This is a genomic window from Mesorhizobium sp. M8A.F.Ca.ET.161.01.1.1 (assembly GCF_004792105.1).
In the GTDB taxonomy this organism is placed as follows: Bacteria; Pseudomonadota; Alphaproteobacteria; order Rhizobiales; family Rhizobiaceae; genus Mesorhizobium.
Window position 1 is genome coordinate 42,275 of record NZ_SRTD01000015.1, and the last position, 21,850, is coordinate 64,124.

General features: G+C 65.6%; 24 protein-coding genes. 15 read left to right on the plus strand and 9 right to left on the minus strand.

Going from position 1 to position 21,850, the window contains the following annotated elements; genetic code table 11:
* The first annotated feature begins 6 nt into the window (after positions 1-6).
* On the plus strand, positions 7-1,251 hold the full coding sequence (locus EN804_RS27460; protein WP_135863011.1) for an RNA polymerase sigma factor: 1,245 nt from the start codon (positions 7-9) through the stop codon (positions 1,249-1,251).
* A gap of 31 nt (positions 1,252-1,282) precedes the next feature.
* Here the strand turns inward: EN804_RS27460 and EN804_RS27465 are convergent, their stop codons facing one another.
* From EN804_RS27465 to hrcA, 6 genes are all read right to left on the minus strand, one after another.
* Complete coding sequence (locus EN804_RS27465) at positions 1,283-1,909, minus strand: glutathione S-transferase family protein (protein ID WP_135862894.1); 627 nt, start codon at positions 1,907-1,909, stop codon at positions 1,283-1,285.
* 289 nt (positions 1,910-2,198) lie between these two features.
* On the minus strand, positions 2,199-3,179 hold the full coding sequence (gene cysK, locus EN804_RS27470) for a cysteine synthase A (RefSeq protein WP_127871084.1): 981 nt from the start codon (positions 3,177-3,179) through the stop codon (positions 2,199-2,201).
* A 176-nt stretch (positions 3,180-3,355) separates the two neighbouring features.
* A complete protein-coding gene (locus EN804_RS27475) occupies positions 3,356-3,973 on the minus strand; it encodes a LysE family translocator (protein ID WP_127277915.1) in 618 nt (205 codons plus the stop codon).
* A gap of 115 nt (positions 3,974-4,088) precedes the next feature.
* Entirely contained in the window at positions 4,089-5,438 is a 1,350-nt protein-coding gene (locus EN804_RS27480) for a sorbosone dehydrogenase family protein (RefSeq protein ID WP_135862892.1), read from the minus strand.
* Positions 5,439-5,524: 86 nt separating this feature from the next.
* The gene (locus tag EN804_RS27485) at positions 5,525-5,722 is read right to left on the minus strand and encodes a hypothetical protein (protein ID WP_127277913.1); all 198 of its coding nucleotides are present in this window, start codon (positions 5,720-5,722) and stop codon (positions 5,525-5,527) included.
* Between the two features lie 38 nt (positions 5,723-5,760).
* Entirely contained in the window at positions 5,761-6,843 is a 1,083-nt protein-coding gene (gene hrcA / locus EN804_RS27490; RefSeq protein ID WP_127277912.1) for a heat-inducible transcriptional repressor HrcA, read from the minus strand.
* A gap of 173 nt (positions 6,844-7,016) precedes the next feature.
* On the opposite strand from hrcA, the gene rph reads away from it, so the two are divergent.
* The 5 genes from rph to EN804_RS27520 all read left to right on the plus strand — a co-directional run bounded on the left by rph (position 7,017) and on the right by EN804_RS27520 (position 10,477).
* Entirely contained in the window at positions 7,017-7,733 is a 717-nt protein-coding gene (gene rph / locus EN804_RS27495; RefSeq protein WP_127277911.1) for a ribonuclease PH, read from the plus strand.
* A 183-nt stretch (positions 7,734-7,916) separates the two neighbouring features.
* Entirely contained in the window at positions 7,917-8,327 is a 411-nt protein-coding gene (locus EN804_RS27505; RefSeq protein ID WP_135921774.1) for a VOC family protein, read from the plus strand.
* Positions 8,327-8,974 (plus strand): RdgB/HAM1 family non-canonical purine NTP pyrophosphatase, encoded by a 648-nt coding sequence (gene rdgB / locus EN804_RS27510; RefSeq protein ID WP_135921775.1) that lies wholly within the window; start codon positions 8,327-8,329, stop codon positions 8,972-8,974. Before EN804_RS27505 ends, rdgB begins: the two co-directional genes overlap by 1 nt.
* Positions 8,971-10,149 (plus strand): radical SAM family heme chaperone HemW, encoded by a 1,179-nt coding sequence (hemW, locus tag EN804_RS27515; protein WP_135921776.1) that lies wholly within the window; start codon positions 8,971-8,973, stop codon positions 10,147-10,149. The genes rdgB and hemW overlap by 4 nt, the downstream gene beginning before the upstream one ends.
* A gap of 4 nt (positions 10,150-10,153) precedes the next feature.
* Complete coding sequence (locus EN804_RS27520) at positions 10,154-10,477, plus strand: low molecular weight protein tyrosine phosphatase family protein (RefSeq protein WP_135921777.1); 324 nt, start codon at positions 10,154-10,156, stop codon at positions 10,475-10,477.
* 55 nt (positions 10,478-10,532) lie between these two features.
* Here EN804_RS27520 and EN804_RS27525 read toward each other — a convergent pair whose 3' ends face one another.
* On the minus strand, positions 10,533-10,721 hold the full coding sequence (locus tag EN804_RS27525) for a hypothetical protein (protein WP_127871090.1): 189 nt from the start codon (positions 10,719-10,721) through the stop codon (positions 10,533-10,535).
* A gap of 7 nt (positions 10,722-10,728) precedes the next feature.
* Positions 10,729-10,914: a hypothetical protein gene (locus EN804_RS27530; protein WP_127871091.1), complete on the minus strand. Its 186-nt coding sequence runs from the start codon at positions 10,912-10,914 to the stop codon at positions 10,729-10,731.
* A gap of 208 nt (positions 10,915-11,122) precedes the next feature.
* On the opposite strand from EN804_RS27530, the gene rsmI reads away from it, so the two are divergent.
* Positions 11,123-12,025, plus strand: a complete 903-nt coding sequence (gene rsmI / locus EN804_RS27535; RefSeq protein WP_127277904.1) for a 16S rRNA (cytidine(1402)-2'-O)-methyltransferase — start codon at positions 11,123-11,125, stop codon at positions 12,023-12,025.
* The gene (locus EN804_RS27540) at positions 12,018-12,395 is read left to right on the plus strand and encodes a YraN family protein (protein WP_015314716.1); all 378 of its coding nucleotides are present in this window, start codon (positions 12,018-12,020) and stop codon (positions 12,393-12,395) included. Before rsmI ends, EN804_RS27540 begins: the two co-directional genes overlap by 8 nt.
* Before the next feature lie 253 nt (positions 12,396-12,648).
* Here EN804_RS27540 and EN804_RS27550 read toward each other — a convergent pair whose 3' ends face one another.
* Entirely contained in the window at positions 12,649-13,455 is an 807-nt protein-coding gene (locus EN804_RS27550) for an undecaprenyl-diphosphate phosphatase (protein WP_135862880.1), read from the minus strand.
* 171 nt (positions 13,456-13,626) lie between these two features.
* On the opposite strand from EN804_RS27550, the gene EN804_RS27555 reads away from it, so the two are divergent.
* From EN804_RS27555 to dapB, 7 genes are all read left to right on the plus strand, one after another.
* Complete coding sequence (locus EN804_RS27555; RefSeq protein ID WP_015314714.1) at positions 13,627-14,319, plus strand: glutathione S-transferase family protein; 693 nt, start codon at positions 13,627-13,629, stop codon at positions 14,317-14,319.
* Positions 14,300-15,454 (plus strand): tRNA epoxyqueuosine(34) reductase QueG, encoded by a 1,155-nt coding sequence (queG, locus tag EN804_RS27560; RefSeq protein ID WP_135921778.1) that lies wholly within the window; start codon positions 14,300-14,302, stop codon positions 15,452-15,454. Before EN804_RS27555 ends, queG begins: the two co-directional genes overlap by 20 nt.
* The gene (locus EN804_RS27565; protein WP_127281237.1) at positions 15,451-16,371 is read left to right on the plus strand and encodes an SDR family NAD(P)-dependent oxidoreductase; all 921 of its coding nucleotides are present in this window, start codon (positions 15,451-15,453) and stop codon (positions 16,369-16,371) included. Before queG ends, EN804_RS27565 begins: the two co-directional genes overlap by 4 nt.
* Before the next feature lie 101 nt (positions 16,372-16,472).
* On the plus strand, positions 16,473-17,564 hold the full coding sequence (gene mepA / locus EN804_RS27570) for a penicillin-insensitive murein endopeptidase (RefSeq protein ID WP_135921779.1): 1,092 nt from the start codon (positions 16,473-16,475) through the stop codon (positions 17,562-17,564).
* A gap of 335 nt (positions 17,565-17,899) precedes the next feature.
* Positions 17,900-18,925: a glucokinase gene (locus EN804_RS27580; protein WP_135921780.1), complete on the plus strand. Its 1,026-nt coding sequence runs from the start codon at positions 17,900-17,902 to the stop codon at positions 18,923-18,925.
* A 156-nt stretch (positions 18,926-19,081) separates the two neighbouring features.
* A complete protein-coding gene (locus EN804_RS27585; RefSeq protein WP_135921781.1) occupies positions 19,082-20,941 on the plus strand; it encodes an ABC transporter ATP-binding protein in 1,860 nt (619 codons plus the stop codon).
* Complete coding sequence (dapB, locus tag EN804_RS27590) at positions 20,938-21,783, plus strand: 4-hydroxy-tetrahydrodipicolinate reductase (protein ID WP_127279289.1); 846 nt, start codon at positions 20,938-20,940, stop codon at positions 21,781-21,783. Before EN804_RS27585 ends, dapB begins: the two co-directional genes overlap by 4 nt.
* The last annotated feature ends 67 nt before the right edge of the window (positions 21,784-21,850 follow it).

Sequence of the window (21,850 nt, forward strand, 5' to 3'; positions counted from 1 at the left end):
GGCGTGATGGACAGTCGCCCGGAGATCGCCCGGGCGGTCGCCGAGGCCGCCGCCCGGCAGAGCTATGGCAAGCTGGTCGCCTGGCTCGCCGCGCGCACGCGCGACGTGGCCGCCGCCGAGGATGCGCTGGCCGACGCCTTTGCCGCGGCGCTCGAACGCTGGCCGCGCTCCGGCGTGCCTGAAAAGCCGGAAGCCTGGTTGCTCGCCGTGGCCAGGCGGCGGCGTGTCGATGCGGTGCGGCGGCGGCTGACCAGCGAAGCCGGCCGTGACCATCTCAAGCTGATTGCCGAGGAGACGGAGGCGCGCATGACCGACGAGGACCTGCCCGACGAACGATTGCGGCTGATGTTCGCCTGCGCCCATCCGGCGATCGAACCCGGCGTGCGGGCGCCGCTGATCCTGCAGACCATCCTCGGCTTCGATGCCGCCACGATCGCTTCCGCCTTCCTGCTCTCGCCGGCCACGATGGGCCAGCGCCTGGTGCGCGCCAAGAGCCGCATCCGCGAGACCGGCATTCCGTTCCGCGTGCCGGAGCGGGCCGAACTCGGTGAAAGGCTGGATGCGGTGCTGGAGGCGATCTACGCCGCTTTCGCCGAGGGCTGGTCAGATCCGACCGGTACCGAGACGCGGCACCGCAACCTCGCCACCGAAGGCATCTGGCTCGGCCGGCTGGTGGCCTCGCTGCTGCCGGACGAGCCGGAGGCGCTGGGCCTGCTGTCGCTGATGCTGTTCGCCGAGGCGCGCCGCGCGGCGCGTCGCGACACGGCCGGAGACTATGTGCCGCTCGCCGAACAGGACCATGCATTGTGGGATCATGCCCTGGTCGACGAGGCCGAAGCATGTCTTCGCGGCGCCGCCACCAAGGGCGTCATCGGCCGCTACCAGCTGGAGGCGGCCGTGCAGTCCGTCCATGCGGCGCGGCGGCTCACCGGTCGCACCGACTGGATCGCGATTCGCGAACTCTACGACGCGCTGTTTTCGATCGCGGGATCGCCGGTGGTGGCGATCAACCGCGCGGTGGCGATCGCCGAGACCGAGGGCGCGGTGGCGGGGTTGGCCGCCCTTTACGTGCTGGGTGACGACAAGCGGCTCAACGGCTATCAGCCCTACTGGGCCGCGCGTGCCGGTCTCCTGGCCAGGCTCGGCCAGGGACCGCAGGCGGTCGAGGCCTATGATCGCGCGATCGGCCTCGAGCGCGATCCGGCGGTGCGCCGCTTCCTGCAGGCAAAACGCACCGCGCTCATACAGTGAGGTCGTGCGCGCGGGCGGCTTTTTCGGCCGATCAGACCGGCCACATCTCGTGCGAGGTGTTGAGCGTCTTCATAAGCGGGTGCTGGCGCAACCGCGCCCACAGGCGTTCGATATCAGGCCAGGCCGCCCGCGCCCTGTCGATGTCGGGATGCCAGGCCACCAGCATGACGAGATAGATGTCGGCCAGCGACATCTTATCGCCGACGAGCCAGTCGCGGCCGCGCAAGGCGGCATCGACGACTGCAAAACCACGGTCCATCTCGGCGACCGCCGCCTGTTTCACCGCCTTCGTACCCTCGGCATCCGCCGTGTAGCGATGGGCATAGTAGAGCCGCAGCACCGCCGGGTAGAGCACCGAGGACATGAACGCCATCCAGCGCAGGAACTCCGCGCGCGCCGGTTCCTCGGCCGCCGGCGCCAGGCCGGCCTGTGGGTGGCGTTCGGCGAGCAGGATGCAGATCGCCGCCGATTCGGTGACCGAGCGCCCGTCCGGCAAGGTCAGCACCGGCACCTGGTTCAACGGGCTGATGGCGAGAAAGGCCGGATCGGGCGCCTCGTTCTTCGGCACGTCGATCTGTTCGAAAGGCGCATCGATCAGCGCCAGTGCAGCCTCGACGACGAAACCGCCGCTGCCGGGGCGCGTGTAGAGCTTGTACATGAAATCCTCCCCCGGCCCGAACCAGGGCCGCTGGAGGTTTGCACCGGAGCAGCGGTCTGCTCAAGTCGGGTACGGCGCGCCACGGCAGGTTTTTCTGCGGGCCAGGCTCACGGGGCCTTTCCTTCTCCCCTTGTGGGAGAAGGTGGCCTCGCGAAGCGAGGTCGGATGAGGGGTGCTCCAGGGACCACCAACGTCTCACTCCGCTGGAACACCCCTAATCCGTCTCGGCGCTAACGCGCCGATCCACCTTCTCCCACAAGGGAAGAAGGAAAGACGGGAGTTCGAAACCCTAAGCCCCAAGCCCCTCGAACAGGATCGTCGACAAATAGCGCTCGGCGAAATCGGGGATGACCACGACCAGGGTCTTGCCCTTGTTCTCCGGCCGCGAACCGACGACGATCGCTGCCTGCAGCGCCGCGCCCGACGAGATGCCGACCGGCACGCCCTCGAGGCGGGCGATGAGGCGCGCATTGGCGACGGAATCCTCGTTCGAGACCTTGACGATCTCGTCATAGACCGTGGTGTCGAGGATCTTGGGCGCGAAGCCGGCGCCGATGCCCTGGATCTTGTGCGGGCCGGGCTGGCCGCCCGACAGCACCGGCGAGGCATCCGGTTCGACGGCGACTACATGCAGCGCGGGCTTGCGCTTCTTCAACACCTGGCCGACGCCGGTGATGGTGCCGCCTGTGCCGATGCCGGCGACGAAGATGTCGATCTCGCCCTGCGTGTCGTTCCAGATTTCCTCCGCTGTCGTCTTGCGATGGATTTCCGGATTGGCCGGGTTTTCGAACTGCTGCGGAATGATGGCGTTGGGGATCGTCGCGGCCAGTTCGTCGGCCTTGGCGATGGCGCCCTTCATGCCTTTCGGGCCTTCGGTCAGCACCAGTTCGGCGCCGAGCAGCGCCAGCATCTTGCGGCGCTCGACCGACATCGTCTCCGGCATGGTCAGGATCAGCTTGTAGCCCTTGGCGGCGGCGGCGAAGGCCAGCGCGATGCCGGTGTTGCCCGATGTCGGTTCGATCAGCGTGGTCTTGCCGGGCGTGATCTTGCCGGCTGCCTCCAGCGCCTCGATCATCGCCACGCCGATACGGTCCTTGACCGAGGCGATCGGATTGAAGAATTCGAGCTTGGCGACCAGATTGGCGACGATGCCCTTCTCCTTGGCGAACTTGTCGAGCCGTACCAGGGGCGTGTCGCCGATCGTGTCGGTGATGGAGTTGTAGATGCGGCCGCGGCCGGGCACGCGGGCGGAGGTAACGGGCTTGTTCATTGGTTTCGCTCCCTGGATTTCAGCAATTGGCAGTAGCCGACAGAATAGGGCTTTCAACCGCGCAAGATAGGCTGCGGCTCGAAAATATCCGAGGGGGGCGTGTGCTGAAAACGCCTGGCCCTCGGAAAAGCATTTCTCGAAACAGCCGGGCCACGGAATGGTTTGGCCGAAACGACCTACTGACGAGCAGCGATCGCCGCCGCCGCGCCAACCATGAAGGCGCCGGCGGTGCGGTTCAGCACCTTGAGCGCGCGCGGCGACTTCAGGAACCAGCGTGCCTTGGCCGCCAGCGCCAGGTAGGGCACCAGCACGACGAACAGGACGACGACCGTCAGCGCGACGAGAATGCCGTAATCGGCAAGCGTGATCGTCTTCAGGTCGACGATGGTCGGCGTGATGGCGAGGTAGAAGATCATGGTCTTTGGATTGCCGAGCGTCACGGTGAGGCCGGCGGCGAAGCTCGACGGCAATCCGCCCTTGCCCTTCCTGGCTTCGATGGTTTCGGGTGTGATACCGGCGGTCCAGAAGCGCCAGCCGAGGAAAGCGAGATAGGCGACGCCGGCCCATTTGATCGCCAGGAAAACCATGCCGAACTCCTGCGCCACGAAGGCGAGGCCGAGCACCACGGCGGTCAGATAGATGAGGTCGCCGAGCATCAGGCCGAAGGACATGGCGAGCGAAGAGCGAAAGCCCGAGCCGAGCGCACGCGCGACCAGGGCGGTGATGCCGGGGCCGGGAATGGCGGCGGCGATGCCGAGAGCGGCGCTGTAGGCAAGGAACCCGGTGAGGGTCATGGTGTCGGCGTCCAAGGGCGAGTATGCCCTTGTCGCACGAGGCGGGCTCCGGGAGAACGCCCTGCGCGCGGGATTCGCTTACACCAGACGGCAATGGTCCGGCCGCAAGGACGGGTCAGGATCGGCCGCCGCTATAAGTCACGCGCCAGATCGTGCCGTTGCCGTCTTCGCTCACGATCAACGATCCGTCGCCGGCCACCGCCACGCCCACGGGCCGGCCCCAGACCTCGCCATTGGAGGCGACGAAGCCGGTCATGAAATCCTCATATTCCCCGGTCGGCTTGCCGTCCTTGAACAGGAGGCGGACGATCTTGTAGCCGGTCCTGTTGCCGCGGTTCCAGGAGCCGTGCAGGGTCACGAAGGCATCGCCTCGATACTCCGGCGGAAAGCTTTTGCCATCATAGAACGCGATGTTGAGCGGCGCCGAATGCGCCTGCATCAGCACGTCGGGAATATCAGCCTTGCCGGCGAGGTCGGGGCGCTCGCCCTTGTGGCGCGGGTCCTCATTGTTGCCGATGTAATACCAGGGCCAGCCATAGAAGGCGCCTTCCCTGACCGATGTCGCGTATTCGGCCGGCACATTGTCGCCGAGTGCGTCGCGTTCGTTGACGACGCACCACGGCGCGCCGGTTGCCGGCTGCACGGTCATGCCCGAACAGTTACGCAGCCCGGTGGCGACGACGCGGCCGTTCTTGCCGTCGGGGTCGAAGGCTCGCACCTCGGCCCGGCCCGCTTCGGAACCCCAACTGGCGCCGAGCGGCTTCGACTTGACCCAGGCATCGAGCCCGCCTCTGGGTCTTTTGCCCATATCCTCGGCGACATTCGAGCCGGAGCCGACGGAGAGGTAAAGTGTCTTGCCGTCGGGCGAGAAGGCGATGTCGCGCGTCCAGTGGTGATTCGCCGGAATGTTGTCGACGATGGTTTGCGGGTCACCCGAGGCCTTCAGGTCGCCATTGCGATAGGCAAAGCGCACGATGCTGTCGCTGTTGGCGACATAGACCCATTGCGGGTCGTTGCCCAAGGGATAGAAGGCAATGCCATAGGGCTGGTTGAGGCCGCCGGCGAAGATGCCGTTTTCGGCGGGTTTCGCGCTGTCCTTCGTCAGGCGATAGACGCGGATCTGGTTGGCTTCGCTGTCGGCGACGAACAGGTCGCCGTTCGGCGCGACGCGCACGACGCGCGGATTGTCGATCCCCGAGGCGATCAGCTCGGCCGAAAACCCGGACGGCAGGCGTGGCTTCGCATTCGCCGGCATGTCGACAATGCCTGCGCCGTTCGAGGCGGATTTGGTGGCATAGGGTTTAGGCAGGTCTTCCGGCTTGATCAGCCGGCGTACACCGGGCCTGTCCGCCCGCCAGTCGCCGAAAGCCGCCGCGCCTTTGAGCGCAGGCTGATCGGCCTGCTGGGCGAGAGCCGCGGTCGTGAGAAACAGTGCGGACATCGCCAGTCCGGCCAATCGCATCATTTCCTCCACTCGATCGTGAAGGAAATTAACGATCGGTCTGTCCCTGGGTTCCGTCACGCACGATGGTTCGAAGCAAACGTCAGGAATCAGGTCCCGGCAGCGTAAAAATCGTCATCCAGGCGTTTTTCCAGGGCAACGAGATCGGCGGGCAACGGCAGGCCCATGGCGCGCATTTCGCGCAGTTTTTCGCGCAGCTGTTCCTGAATTTCGTGCTGGTCCTCCGGCTGGTTGACCATCTCTTCGAGCAGCAGACTGATCTGGGCCTTGAATGATTCCAGCGCCATTCTTTTTCTCCTTTGCGGCCTGTCTCGATTTTAGGACCTTAGCGCAGCATGCGGGAAATCAGCTGCGCCGTGTAATCCACCATCGGCACGATGCGGGCATAGTTGAGCCGGGTCGGGCCGATGACGCCGAGGGCGCCGACGACGCGCGCGTCCTTGTCGCGATAGGGCGCCACCACCAGCGATGAGCCCGACAGCGAGAACAGCTTGTTTTCCGAACCGATAAAGATGCGCACGCCCGACCCCTCCTCGGCGAGGTCGAGCAGCTGGATCAGCCCGTCCTGCGTCTCCATGTCCTCGAACAGGTGGCGCAGCAATTCGATGTCGGCCTGGGCGGTGACGTTTTCGAGCAGATTGGCGCGGCCGCGCACGATGAGCCGCGCCGGCAGGCCGCTTTCGGCGCCCGCCCACACCGCCAGTCCCTTCTCGACGAGGTCCTGCGACAGCGTGTCGAGCGCCGCCCTCGTCTCTTCCTTGATGCGGGCGATCTCGGTGCGCGCCTCGGCCAAAGTGCGACCGCGAATATGCGCGTTGAGGAAATTCGAGGCCTCGTGCAGTTGCGAGACCGTGATGCCGGCCGGCAGGTCGACGACGCGGTTTTCGACATCGCCGTTCTGCGACACCAGCACGGCCAGCGCCTTGGTCGGCTCCAGCTGGATGAATTCGATATGCTTCAGCGCCACCTCGTTCTTGGCGGCCAGCACCAGGCCGGCGCCGCGCGACATGCCCGACAGCATCTGACTGGCCTCGGTCAGCATGTGCTCCAGCGTCGCGCCCGAGCCGGAGGCCCGCACCTGCGCCTCGATGGTGCGGCGCTCCTCGTCGGAGAGGTCGCCGAGCTCCATGAACGCGTCGACGAAGAAGCGCAGGCCGGCCTGCGTCGGCAGACGCCCGGCCGAAATGTGCGGCGCGTAGATCAGCCCGAGATGCTCGAGGTCGCTCATCACGTTGCGGATGGTGGCCGGCGACAGCGAGGACGGCAGGATGCGCGACAGGCTGCGCGAGCCCACGGGTTCGCCATCCCTGAGGTAGGAATCGACGATGCGCCGGAAGATGTCGCGCGAGCGCATGTCGAGCGATTGAAGCGCGGGCGACCGCGACGCGGGATCGACTGCCTTGGTCATTGCGGCCAAAAAACCTCCGGCTCAAGGATATAGACTTCCGTTACCCGCGCGCAACCCGGTGTCTGTGCCAGATCACCCGGTGCCGGATCGCTCGGCCATTTTCCTTTGCGCCATGGGCTTGGTGGGGCTACAAGCCGGCCACGATTCCGAAAAATGACTGGAAAGAAGCCTGAATGCGCCCCTCCAAACGCCAATTCGACGAAATGCGCGCCATCTCCTTCGAGCGCGGCGTCTCCAAGCATGCCGAAGGCTCGTGCCTGGTGAAATTCGGCGACACGCATGTCCTGTGCACCGCGAGCCTCGAGGAAAAGGTACCGGGCTGGATGCGCAATTCCGGCAAGGGCTGGGTCACGGCTGAATACGGCATGCTGCCGCGCTCGACCGGAGAGCGCATGCGCCGCGAGGCTTCCGCCGGCAAGCAGGGCGGCCGCACGCTGGAAATCCAGCGCCTGATCGGCCGTTCACTGCGCGCCGTGGTCGACCTGCAGGCGCTGGGTGAACAGCAGATCACCGTCGACTGCGACGTCATCCAGGCCGATGGCGGCACCCGCACCGCTTCGATCACCGGCGGCTGGGTGGCGCTCCATGACTGCCTGCGCTGGATGGAAGCGCGGCAGATGGCCAGCGTTTCGAAGGTGCTGAAGGATCATGTCGCCGCGATTTCCTGCGGCATCCATGACGGCCAGCCGGTCATCGATCTCGACTATATCGAGGATTCCTCGGCCGGCACCGACGCCAATTTCGTCATGACCGGCAAGGGCGGCATCGTCGAGATCCAGGGCACCGCCGAGGGCGAGCCCTTTTCCGAGGCGCAGTTCGCGGACTTGATGGGATTGGCCAAGAAGGGCATTTCCCGGTTGGTCAGCCTGCAGCAGATGGCGGTGGCGTAGGATTTTGATGCCGAGTCCAGGCGCCCCACTCTGTCCTGCCGGCCATCTCCCCCACGAGGGGGGAGATTGGCAGTTTGGCTGGCCGTGCCTGCCCTTCAACGTTGAAAAGTGGCGAAAGCGACTGATACAGCCAATCTCCCCCCTCGTGGGGGAGATGCCCGGCAGGGCAGAGGGGGGCGCCTCGTGACACCTTCCGCAATCCTGGAATCGGCCCTCTACGTCACCGACCTGCCTGCCGCCGAGCGCTTCTACACCGACATCCTCGGCCTCATCCTCCTCGGCAAGGTCGAAGGCCGCCATCTCTTCTTCCGCTGCGGCCAGGGCGTCCTGCTCATCTTCAACGCCGAGGCGACCAAAATTCCGCCCGCACCGGACGCGAAGCTGAAAGTACCGCCGCACGGCGCGGTTGGCGAAGGCCATCTGTGCTTTGCCGCAACCGCCGCTGAAATCGACGGCTGGAAAGCCCAACTTCAAGCGAAGAAAATCGCCATCGAAAGCGAATTCGAATGGCCGCAAGGTGGCCGTTCGATCTATATACGCGACCCCTCGGGCAATTCGATCGAATTCGCCGAGCCGAGAATCTGGGGCCTTTGATGCATTCACTCCATGGCAAGAAGATCGTCGTCGCCAGCCACAATGATGGCAAGCTGCGCGAATTCGCCGACCTGATGGGTCCGTTCGGCTTCGAGGCAAAATCGGCCAAGGAGTATGGCCTGCCCGAACCGGACGAAACCGGCACCACCTTCGAGGAAAACGCCTACATCAAGGCCTTCGCGGCCGCGAAGGCGACCGGCCTGCCGGCGCTGTCGGACGATTCCGGCCTCTGCGTCGACGCGCTCGATGGCGCGCCAGGCGTCTACACCGCCAACTGGGCCGAGACGCCGGAAGGATCGCGCGATTTCGCCATGGCCATGCAGCGCACCGAAGTGGCGCTGCAGGAGGTCGGCGCGGCCACGCCCGAACGGCGCACGGGCCGCTTCGTCGCCGTCATCTGCCTCGCTTTTCCCGACGGCGAGGCCGAATATTATCGCGGCGAGGCCGAGGGCGCTCTGGTCTGGCCGCCGCGCGGCGAACTCGGCTTCGGCTACGATCCGGTATTCCTGCCCAATGGCTTCGACAAAACCTTCGGCGAGATGAATGCGGAGGAAAAGCACGGCTGGAAGCCAGGCCAGGCGACGGCGCTGTCGCATCGCGCCCGCGCCTTCCAGAAATTCGCGCGCGCTCGGCTTGGTTCGGAATGATCGGGTCCAGCACCACCATGGCGCTCGACCGCAGTCCCGGCTTCGGCGTCTACGTGCATTGGCCGTTCTGCGCGGCCAAGTGCCCCTATTGCGACTTCAACAGCCATGTCCGCCACCAGCCGGTCGACCAGGAGCGCTTTGCCGCCGCCTTCGAGGCTGAGCTTGCGACGATGCGCCAGCGCACCGGGCCGCGCGAAGTGACCAGCATCTTCCTCGGCGGTGGCACGCCGTCGCTGATGAAGCCAGAAACCGTGGCCAGGGTTCTGGACGCGGTGGCCAAGAACTGGGCGGTGCCTGACGGCATCGAGGTGACGCTTGAGGCCAACCCGTCCTCGGTCGAGGCGGAGCGGTTTCGTGGTTACCGGATCGCGGGGGTCAACCGCGTCTCGCTCGGCGTGCAGGCCCTGAACGACAAGGATCTGCGCTTCCTCGGCCGGCTGCACAATGTCGAGGAAGCCCTGCACGCCATCGCGCTCGCGCGCGAAATCTTTCCGCGCCTGTCCTTCGACCTGATCTATGCGCGCCCGGGACAGACGCCCGAGGATTGGCAGGCGGAACTCGAACAGGCGATCGGCCATGCCGCCGACCATCTGTCGCTCTACCAGCTGACCATCGAGGAAGGCACGCCTTTCCATGCGCTGCACGCGGCGAAGAAATTCACCATTCCCGACAACGACCACGCCGCCGACCTCTATGCGCTGACGCAGGAGATCACGTCGGCGCATGGTTTGCCGGCTTATGAGATTTCCAATCACGCGCGGCCAGGCGCCGAGAGCCGGCACAATCTGACTTACTGGCGCTACGGCGAATATGTCGGCGTCGGCCCCGGCGCGCATGGCCGCTTCGTCGAGAACGGCCATCGGGTGGTGACGATTGCTGAGAGAATGCCGGAAACCTGGGCCAATCTGGTCGAGGCCAAGGGCCATGGCATAACCGGCGGCGAGCTCTTGACGCGTTCCGAAGAGGCCGATGAATTCCTGCTGATGGGGCTCAGGCTCGCCGAAGGCATCGACCTCACCCGCTACGAAGCGTTTTCCGGGCGCGGCCTGTCGAGCGCGCGGCTGTCGGTGCTGCAAGGCGAGGGGCTGGTGGCGCCGATCGGCAACACGCGGCTGCGCGCCACGCCCGCCGGCATGATCGTGCTCGACGCCGTGGTGGCGGACCTGGCGCGCTAATCCTTTGAAAAAACTCCTCTTCGTCTGCAGCCAGAACCGGCTGCGCAGCCCGACCGCCGAGCAGGTGTTTTCCACCCGCCGCGACATCGAGGTCGAATCGGCCGGCACCAATCACGATGCCGACAATCCGCTGACGCACGAACTGGTCGCCTGGGCTGACATCATTTTTGTCATGGAGAAAACCCACCGCACCAAACTACAGAAGAAATTCAAGGCCAGCCTGAAGGCGGCCAAGGTGATCTGCCTCGACATTCCGGATGACTACGAATTCATGGACCCGGAGCTGATCGAGCTTCTGAAAGCGCGCGTTTCACGATATCTGGACTGAGCGCCTGGCCCAGCGTTCGCCACCTTGGGCGGCGGCCTCGCCGATCTGAATCAGATCAGGCGTCGTGTTTGTGGCGGTGCTTTCCGCGCTCTTTCTCGGCGTGCGCCTCGCCGTTCCGGACTGGCTTTGCGTTGTCCTTGTCGCGGCGGCCACGGTGCTGGTCGCCCAAAGAGGGCAGGGGTGCGCCGTTGCGGGCGTTTTTCGTTTCAAGACGGGTGATGAAGATATCGAAGCGATTGGGCATCGTCCGGTCAGTGCTCCGTCGTGCTGTCGGGTTTGTTGTCGGAAAGTCTGACATTGGTCGGCAAGGCACTCGCGGCCTGCTTGGTCAGGCTGGTGTCGTTCCGGGCTGGCAGCCGCTTGTCCTGGCGTGCGGCAATCCGGCTGCGACCGGCATAGTAGGGCGCGAAAGCGTCCTGAATCGTCAGGCTGTCCATTCCTGTCCTCCCCAAGGGAATCAGGGGCTAAATCTGCCAAAACCGGTTTCGTTCCCTACTGTGGCGAAGGAATGGCGGCCACCTTACATCGGCGTGAGTTTTGCAAGCCGGCGCCAGCCATGCCAAACAAGTTTTGGCAGGCCAAACAAGTTTTGGCAGGCCAAACAGGATTTGGCAGGCCAAACAGGCTTGAACGGAGACGGCATCGGTGACTGGCGAGACGGGCAAGCGCAGCTATGTGGTCGGGCAGACCGAAATCGCGGCCCGCCCGCTCGATCCGGCGCTTTATCTGGTGGCGACGCCGATCGGCAATCTGGCCGACATCACGCTGCGCGCGCTGGAGACGCTCGCCGCCGCGGACATCGTCGCCTGCGAGGACACGCGCGTGTCGCGGGTGCTGCTCGACCGCTACGGCATTCGCCGACGCACCACGGCCTATCACGAGCATAATGCCGGCGAGGCGGGGCCGAAGTTGATCGCGGCACTTGCGGCAGGCCAGAGCGTGGCGCTGATTTCCGATGCCGGCACGCCGCTGGTTTCCGATCCCGGCTACCGGCTGGTCGGCGAGGCGCTCGACCAGGGCATTCGCGTCGTGCCGATTCCCGGCCCGTCGGCGCCGCTTGCCGCGCTGACGGCGTCGGGCCTGCCGTCCGACGCCTTCCTGTTCGCCGGCTTTTTGCCGGTCAAGGTTGGTCAGAGGCTGTCGCGGCTGGAGGCGCTGAGGGCGGTCCCGGCGACGCTGATATTCTTCGAATCGCCGCGCCGGCTGGCTGAATCGCTCGGCGCCATGGTCCAGGCGCTGGGCGGCGAGCGCAAAGCCGCCATCGGCCGGGAACTGACCAAGACTTTCGAGGAAATCCGCACCGGCACGCTGCGGGCGCTTGCCGATCATTACGCGGCGGCGGACACGCCGAAGGGCGAGATCGTCGTCTGCATCGGTCCCGCCGAGGCGAAGGCCGACGAACCGGAAGACATCGACCGCCTGCTTTTGTCGCTGGCGGCGGAGATGCCGGCCTCCAAGGCGGCGGCGGAAGCCGCGAAAATGACCGGCGGCCAGAAGCAGGCGCTCTACCGGCGGCTTCTCGAACTTAGAGAAAGCGGCGATGGCTGAACGCCCGAGCGCCAGCCGTCAAAAGGCCTACCGGCGCGGCCATCGCGGCGAATGGCTGGCGGCGGCCGCGCTGATGCTGAAAGGCTACCGGATCCTGGCGCGCCGCCATCGCACCCGCTTCGGCGAGATCGATCTGATCGCCCGGCGCGGCGATCTGGTGCTGTTCGTCGAGGTCAAGGCGCGCCGCACGCTGATCGAGGCCATGGAGGCGATCGGCCACGAATCGGAGCGCCGCATCGAGGGCGCGGCCGACATCTGGCTGTCGCGCCAGCCGGACTATGGCAGGCTGTCGATGCGCTTCGACATGGTCGCAGTGCTGCCCTGGCGCTGGCCGGTGCATGTCCCGAATGCGTTTTATGGACGAAGCTAGGCTCGTTGCCGGAGGCAATCCATTCGTTGAAGTTAGTGCTGCCCCTCATCGCCCTGCCGGGCACTTCTCCCCCTATAGGGACGGGGAGAAGTGAGCTGGCCGCAGCGACGGCGACCTTCTTGCAACCGCAGTAGTTGGCGAAATCGCGGATGACAGCGCCCCTCTCCCCGTCCCTATACGGGGAGAGGATGCCGGCAGGCAGGTGAGGGGCAGCGCTAACGTTCGGCGGCTCCAACCGAACCGGTCGCTGCAATCAACCCCAGATCATCAGCGCCACCAACCCGACGACACCCACCACCAGCCGCCACCAGCCGAACAGCGAGTAGCCGTTGCGCGAGACGTAATCGAGCAGGAGGCGCACCACGAACAGCGCCGTGACGAAGGCGGCGACGAAGCCGATGGCGATGATCGGCAGGTCGGCCGAGGTCAGCACGTTGCGGTTCTTGAACAGGTCGAAGGCGAAGGCGCCGACCATGGTCGGGATGGCAAGGAAGAAGGAAAATTCCGCCGCCGCCCGCTTGTCGACGCCCAGAAGCAGCGCGCCGACGATGGTCGAACCCGAGCGCGAGGTGCCGGGGATCAGCGACAGGCACTGGAACAGCCCGATCTGCAGGTAAAGCCTGGTCGGAAACCGCTCGACGTCGCGATAGACCGGTTTGAGATTCATGCGGTCGACGACCAGTAGCACCACGCCGCCGATGATCAGCATGATGCAGATCAGTCGTGGCGATTCGAACAGCACCGTCTTGATGAAATCGTGCGCCAGCGCGCCGATGATCGCCGCCGGCAGGAAGGCGATGAGGATGCCGATGACGAAATGCCGCGTCAGCCGGTCATGCGGCAGGTCGAGCAGCATCTGCCACAGGCGGCGGAAATAGACGCTGAGGATCGCCAGGATGGCGCCGAGCTGGATCAGGATCTCGAAGGCCTTGCCGGTCGACTGGAAGCCGAGGAAATGGCCGGCGAGCAGGATATGGCCGGTCGAGGATACCGGTATGAATTCGGTCAACCCCTCCAGCAGGCCGAGCAGCAGGGCTTCGACGATGGTCTGGCTTTCCATTTCTACCTCGGCATTGGCGTGATGGCTAACGGAATGGCTTGCTTGTCATGGCGCCGAAGTGCCCCTATAGGTCGCAACACCCCTGACGGCCCGCAAACCGGGCGGCCAAGACTTACCGGTGCGCCCGGCGATTCGCCAGTCCACACTCGTGCGCTTTATCATCGCGGAACCATGCTGACGCTTTTCCACCATCCCATGTTCGCCACCTGCCGCTTCGTCCGCCTCGCCTTTGGCGAGTATGGCGAGGAGCTGGCGCTGATCGAGGAAAAGCCGTGGACGCGGCGCAAGGAGTTCCTGGCGCTGAACCCGGCCGGCACGCTGCCGATCCTGCTGGCCGAGGGCGACGTGCCGATCATCGGCGCGACGGTCATCTCGGAATATCTCGACGAGACGCGCGGTGTGCTGAAGCGCGACAAGCGGCTGTTCGCCGAGGATCCGATGCAGCGCGCCGAAATCCGCCGGCTGATCGACTGGTATCTCAACAAGGCCGAAAGCGAGGTCACCCGCCACCTGGTGCGCGAACGCGTGCTGAAGCCGGTGATGCCGGAAACCGCGGGCGGCGGCTCGCCCGATTCAGGCGCCATCCGCGCCGCGCGCGCCAACATCCGCCAGCACATGAAATACACCAACTGGCTGGCCGGCACCCGCCACTGGCTGGCCGGCGGCAGGGTCACCTATGCCGATCTCGCGGCTGCCGCGACGCTGTCCGTACTCGACTATCTCGGCGAGATCGACTGGCGCGAACATCCCGCTGCGCGCGAATGGTACACGCGGGTGAAGTCGCGGCCTTCGTTCCGGCCGCTCTTGACCGACCGCGTGCGCGGCCTGTCGCCGGTGTCGCACTATGCGGACCTCGACTTCTGACGCGGCAAAACTGCGTGCGCTGATCGACGCGGAGGCACGGCGCGCCGGCTTCGATGCCGTCGCCGTCACCACTCCCGATGCGATCCCGCTGGCGCCGGCGAGACTCGCCGAATTCGTCGCCGATGGCTTTCACGGCTCCATGGACTGGATCGCTGAGACGATTGCGCGCCGCAGCGAGCCCTCCACGCTTTGGCCCGACGTGCGCTCGATCGTCGTGCTGGCGATGAACTACGGGCCTGACCGTGACCCGCGCGACCTGTTGTCGAAGCACGACCGTGGCGCGATCTCGGTCTATGCGCAAAACCGCGACTATCACGAGGTGATGAAGGGCCGGCTGAAAGAAATCGCCGGCAAGATCGTCGCACGCGCCGGCGGCGACGTGAAGGTGTTCGTCGACACCGCACCCGTCATGGAAAAGCCGCTGGCCGAGGCAGCAGGGCTGGGCTGGCAGGGAAAACACACCAATCTGGTCAGCCGCGAGCACGGCTCCTGGCTGTTCCTCGGCACCATCTTCACCACGGCCGAACTGGCACCCGACGAGGCCGAGATCGACCATTGCGGCTCTTGCCGCGCCTGCCTCGACGCTTGCCCGACCGACGCGTTCCCGGCGCCTTATAGGCTCGATGCGCGGCGCTGCATCTCCTACCTCACCATCGAGAATAAGGGGCCGATCCCGCATGAATTCCGCGAGGCGATCGGCAACCGCATCTATGGCTGCGACGACTGCCTCGCCGCTTGCCCGTGGAACAAGTTCGCCAGTGCGGCTTCGGAGGCCAAGCTCGCCGCGCGCGACGATTTGCGCGAGCCTGCGCTCGCCGACCTTTTGACCCTCGACGATGCTGCCTTCCGTGCCTTCTTCTCCGGCTCGCCGATCAAGCGCATCGGCCGCGACCGCTTTGTCCGCAACGTGCTGATCGCCGTCGGCAATTCCGGCGAGGGCGCGCTTGCCGGCATCGTTCGGGATCTGCTCGGCGACGCCTCGCCGCTGGTGCGGGGCGCGGCAATTTGGGCGCTGGCGCGGCTGGTGCCGGAAACCGAATATGCCGAACGGGCCGCGAACGGCCTGGAAACCGAGGATGACGCTATGGTGCGCGACGAATGGCGCCTGGCGCGGCCAACCAGGACGCATGCATGAGCGAAAAGCGGATCTTTATCTTCGGCGCCGGCTATTCGGGCAAGGCTTTTGCCCGCGCCAACCCGGATGGTGCCAAGATCATCGGCACGACGCGATCGGCGGAGAAATTGGAGGCGCTGCGCCAGGCCGGCATCGCCCCGCTGCTGTTCGACGGCAAGTTGACGAGCGACATCGGCGAAGTGCTGGAGAAAACCACGCATCTGGTGATCTCGGTCGCCCCGGAAGACGCCGGCGATCCTGTGCTGAATGCCGCCCGCGAGGCAATCGCAGGGATGCCTGAGCTGGAGTGGATCGGCTATCTCTCGACCGTCGGCGTCTATGGCGATCATGGCGGCGCTTGGGTCGACGAAACGGCCGTGTGCCGGCCGGTATCAAAGCGTTCGGTCATGCGGGTCGAGGCCGAGCAAGCCTGGCAGAAGCTCGGCCGGGAAATCGACCGGCCGGTGGCGATCCTGCGGCTCTCCGGCATCTACGGTCCGGGCCGCAACGCGCTGGTCAATCTGGAGAACGGTACCGCGAGGCGGCTGGTCAAGCCGGACCAGGTGTTCAACCGCATCCATTGTAACGACATATCAGGCGCGCTCTGGCATCTGATCGCCGGCAATAGGGGTGGCATCTTCAACGTCACCGACGATGAGCCGGGACCGCCGCAGGATGTCGTCGCCTATGCCGCATCGCTGATGGGGATCGAGGCGCCGCCCGAAATTCCCTTCGAGACCGCCCAACTTTCGCCCATGGCGCGGTCCTTCTATGGCGAGAACAAGCGGGTCGCCAATGCAGCGCTCAAGGCGGCGGGCTATCGGTTTCGCTTTCCCGACTACCGAGCCGCTTTCGACCATTTGTGGGCAAGCGGCGACTGGCGCGACGGCGCGCCGCGCAGCCCGATGAAGGGACAAGCAATTCCAGGAAAAGTGTGAAACGGTTTTCCGTCCGGAATTGCGCCAAAAGGTTAGAGCGATCGAAGCGTCGCATGTTGCGTGCTATGATTCGGGCTTGGGGTTTGGTGGGATCCGATTTCATGAAGACAGCGACGCGGTCGTCTTTTGGCAAGAGATCACTGCTGGCGGCCGCCCTTGGCTTGCTTGCCCTGACCGGTCTCGCGCAGCCGGCAGCGGCCGAGGAGCGGGCGAAAGACCTGTTCGGTGCGGAGAAGCTGCCGACGGCCACCGCCCCGCAATCCTTCGGCTTCTATTCCAAGGGCTGTTTTGCCGGCGGCGTCGCCATTCCGATGGATGGCCCGACCTGGCAGGTGATGCGGCCTTCGCGCAACCGCCGCTGGGGCCATCCGGCGTTGATCGCGCTGATCGAGAAACTGTCGCGCGATGCCGTCGCCGATGGCTGGCCGGGCCTGCTGATCGGCGACATCGCGCAGCCGCGCGGCGGCCCGATGCTGACCGGCCATGCATCGCACCAGATCGGGCTCGATGCCGACATCTGGCTGACGCCGATGCCCGACCGCACGATGACCAGGGCGCAGCGCGAAAACATGAGCGCCACGCTGATGGTCGACGACAAGACTCATCTGGTGAAGGACGCGCTGTGGACGCCGGCGCACACGGCTTTGCTGAAGCGGGCCGCGAGCTACCCGCAAGTCGAGCGCATCCTGGTCAATCCGGGCATCAAGAAAAAGCTCTGCGACACGGTCAAGGGCGACCGTACCTGGCTGCGCAAGATCCGGCCGTTCTGGGGCCATGACTACCATTTCCACATGCGCATCGGCTGCCAGCCCGGTTCGCCCACTTGCAAGGGGCAGGAAGCGACGCCGGATGAGGACGGTTGCGGCAAGCCGCTGGCCTGGTGGTTCACGCAGGAGCCCTGGCGGCCCAACAAGAACCCCGATGCGCCCAAGGCCCGCGACCTGATGACGATGGCCAACCTGCCCAAGGAATGCCGCGCCGTGCTCGACGCGCCCGGGCCCGCCTCGGCCGAGGCGGCGACCTATAACGGTAGCGCTGTGCCGGTCGCGGTGGCGGCGCCCGAACCCGAAGCGCCGTCGCTGCCCGCCACCACGGCCAGCAGCACGGAAGGCCTGCCAAGCGCGTTGAACGCCTTCACCGCGACACCCGAAGTAGGCGTGCCGGTGCCGCGTCCACGGCCGCCGGGGAATTGACGATTGATTGCCGAGGTCGGTGCTGCCCCTCATCGCCCTGCCGGGCACTTCTCCCCGTATAGGGACGGGGAGAAGGAGGCTGGCCGCAGCCTTGGCGCCCTCCTTGCCACGTCAGCGATTGGCGAAACCATCGATGACAGCGCCCCTCTCCCCGTCGCTATACGGGGAGAGGGTGCCGGCAGGCAGGTGAGGGGCGGCGCCGACGGCGCAAGGATCGGATTCAAATTTGAAGCGATTGTCTGGAACTGAAAGCAAGCGCCTTTCCCTTTGCAAGGCCATGCGCTAGTCAACGGGCAAACAGCGGCACGTAGCCCGGACGGGGAACGGACGAGAGCATGCCAAGCACAGCCGATGACGACACCTTGCTGCGGTTTCCGATCCTGATCGGCGATATCGGCGGCACCAATGCGCGCTTTTCGATCGTGCTCGACGCCAATTCCGAGGCCGGCGAGCCGACCATCGTCCAGACCGCCAATTACAACACCATCGACGAAGCGATCCAGGCGGCCGTGCTCGACCGCTCCTCGGTCCGGCCCAATTCGGCGGTGCTGGCGGTTGCCGGTCCGGTCGACGGCGACGAGATCGAGCTCACCAACTGTCCCTGGGTCGTCAAGCCGAGGCAGATGTTCGCCAATCTGGGCTTGAGCGACATCGTCGTGCTCAACGATTTCGAGGCGCAGGCGCTGGCCGTCGTCGCGCTCGGCGAAGAGCATATGGAAAAGATCGGCGGCGGCACGCCCGAGCCCAATGCCGGCCGCGTGGTGCTGGGTCCGGGAACCGGTCTCGGCGTCGCCGGGCTGGTCCACGCGCTGCATCACTGGATTCCCGTACCCGGCGAAGGCGGCCATATGGACATCGGGCCGCGCACGCCGCGCGATTTCGAGGTCTTCCCGCATATAGAGAAGCTCGAGGGCCGCATTTCGGGCGAGCAGATCCTGTGCGGACGCGGCCTCGTCAACGTCTACCGCGCCGTGGCCAAGGCCGACGGCAAGCCATCGCCCTTCACCACGCCGGCCGAGGTCACCGCCGCGGCGCTGGCCAAGACCGATCCGGTGGCGCAGGAAGCGCTGGAGACCTTCGTTACCTGTCTCGGCCGTACCGCTGGCGACCTTGCCTTGGTGTTCATGAGCCGTGGTGGGGTGTTCCTCACCGGCGGCATCGCGCAAAAGATCGTGCCGGCGCTGAAGGAGGGCAATTTCCGCGCCGCCTTCGAGGACAAGGCGCCGCACAGCGCGCTGATGCGCACCATGCCGGTCTATGTCATCACCCATCCGCTGGCCGCCCTTCTCGGCCTCGCCGCCTATGCCAGGAACCCCTCGCTGTTCGGCGTCCAAACCTCGGGCCGGCGCTGGCAGGCCTAGCTCCTCGACGGGATGTGCCTATTGCCGCGTGGGCGCGCTTGAGCCGCCCGCGACGAAGTTAATCAGCCGCGGGCATAGGCAAGCCGGCCTCATGGCGCTAAGAGGAGTGCCGAATTGCAGCCCGGTCCCAGGCGGAAAACCCACGAAGCTCCCGATTTGACACTTCAAGCTCCAAACAAGCAGAAAGCCAGCATTGGCGAGGTCAACGCCGTGCTGCGCCGCATCCTCTCCGAAAATGGCCGCGATCATCGCTGGTCCTATGTCGTCGCCGTCACCTGCTTGCTGATTGTTTCCGGCACCACTGCCTTCACGGCGTGGATCATGGCCCCGATGATCAACCAGATATTCTACGAACGGCGCGGCGACATGATCGTCTGGATCTGCGCCGGTTTCATGGGAGCTTCCCTGCTGCGCGGCTTCGCCGGTTACGGCCAGGCCGTGGCGTTGGCCAAGATCGGCAACAATCTGGTCGCGCGCTACCAGAAGCGCAGCTTCGACCATCTGATGAAGCTCGGCGTCAACTTCTTCAACGATACGCGTTCCGGTCGGCTGGCGGCACAGGTCAACGAGAATGTCGGCGGCGTCCGCGATCTACTGTCGCTGACACTGACCTCCATCAGCCGCGATGCGGTCACGCTGGTCGCTCTCGTCGGCGTCATGATCTACCAGGATCCGGTGTTGTCGCTCAGCTCGCTGCTGATCGGCCCGCCGCTGATCTGGGCCGTCGTCTACATCACCCGCCGATTGCGGCGTATCAACCGGGAATCCGTGCTGATCAATTCGCGGCTGAACGGTTCCGTGCAGGAGGCCACGCAAGGCATCGCCATCGTCAAGGCCTTCACCCTGGAGCAGGAGCTGGCGCGCCGCATAGGCATCATGGCGGATACGGCCGAACAGCGTAACAACAAGATCGCCCGCGTCTCGGAGCGGCTGTCGCCGATTTCAGAGATTCTGGGCGGTCTCGCTATTACCGCCGTGCTTGCCTATTCCGGCTACCGGGCGCTGGTGCTTGGGCAACCACCGGGCGCGGTGTTTTCCTTCATCACCGCGCTGATCATGGCCTACGACCCGGCAAGACGCCTGGCGCGCACACAGGTGGGCATGGAACGTGCGCTGGTCAACGCGCGCATGATCTACGAGTTGCTCGACCTGGAACCGAAACAGGGCGACGCGCCCGATGCGGTCGAGGCCAGGATCACCACAGGCGAGGTGCGCTTCGAAAATGTGACGTTCGGCTACAACGCCGACATGCCGGTGCTGAGGGACCTGAGCTTTACCGCCGCCGCCGGCAAGGTGACGGCGATCGTGGGTGCGTCGGGCGCCGGCAAATCGACGCTGGTGGCGCTCTTGCAGCGCTTCTACGACGTCGACCAGGGCGGTATCGTGGTCGATGGCCTGGACATCTCGAAGGTGACCAAGCATTCGCTGCGGCAGTCGATCGCCTATGTAGCGCAGGCGCCCTATCTGTTCGAGGGCACGATCCGCGACAACATCCGCTACGGCCGCCTGTCGGCCACGGACGCCGAGATCGAGCAGGCGGCAAAACAGGCGGCAGCCGACGAGTTCATCCGCCAGCAGCCGCAAGGTTACGACACGCCGGTCGGCGAAGGTGGCTCGACCCTTTCCGGCGGCCAGCGCCAGCGCGTCTCGATCGCCCGCGCCATCGTGCGCCAGGCGCCGATCCTGCTGCTCGACGAGGCAACCTCGGCGCTTGACAACGAGGCCGAGGCGCGCGTCCAAGAGGCGCTGACGCATGTCATGGAAGGCCGCACGACGATCGTCATAGCGCATCGGCTGTCGACGGTGGTCAATGCCGACCACATCATCGTGCTGGAAGAGGGACGGCTGGTCGAGGAAGGCACGCATGCGACGCTGATGGCCGATCCGAACAGCATCTATGCCCGCTTCCACCGCATACAGGGCGTCAAGGGTCTGGGGCTTGTCGACGACAGCGCGCCGATCCAAACTTCGATTCAGGAATTAGAGACCCAGAACATCGCCGGGAGCACGGCATGAGCGAAACATCGGCAACATCAGGCGCGCCGGCAAGCGATATGGGCCTTGTGGTGGTCGGCGCGGCCGGCCGCATGGGCCAGACCTTGATCCGCGCCATCCACGCCATTCCGGGCGCCCGCGTCATCGGCGCGGTCGAGCGCGCGGATTCGCCCCATCTGGGCAAGGATGCGGGCGAACTGGCCGGCGTCGGCCGCATCGACGTGCCGATCGGCAGTGATCCGCTGCCGGTCTTCGCCAAGGCCGATGGCGTGCTCGATTTCACCACACCGGCCTCGACGGTTGCGTTCGCCGGCTACGCGGCGCAGGCGCGCATCGTCCATGTCATCGGCACGACCGGCTGTTCAGCCGACGACAATGCGAAAATCGCTGCGGCCGCGCGCCACGCGACCATCGTCAAGTCGGGCAATATGAGCCTCGGCGTCAACCTGCTGGCGGTGCTGGTCGAACAGGCGGCGCGCGCGCTCGACGCCGATGATTTCGACATCGAGATCCTCGAAATGCACCACAGGCACAAGGTCGACGCGCCTTCGGGCACGGCGCTTCTGCTCGGCGAGGCCGCAGCCGCCGGGCGCGGCATCGCGCTTGCCGGCAATGATGTGCGTTCACGCGACGGCCATACGGGTGTGCGAAAAACCGGCTCGATCGGCTTTGCCACGCTGCGCGGCGGTTCGGTGGTCGGTGACCACAGCGTGATCCTGGCCGGCACCGGCGAGCGCATCACGCTGTCCCACCATGCCGAGGACCGCGCCATCTTCGCCCGCGGCGCGGTCAAGGCCGCACTGTGGGCGCGGGGGAAAAAACCGGGCCTTTACTCAATGCGGGACGTGCTTGGGCTTGCCTGAAACGACCCTGAACCATCTTCGTCTTACGCAAGTCCTGCGGGAAAGCCGCTACGCACCTTTCCTGGAA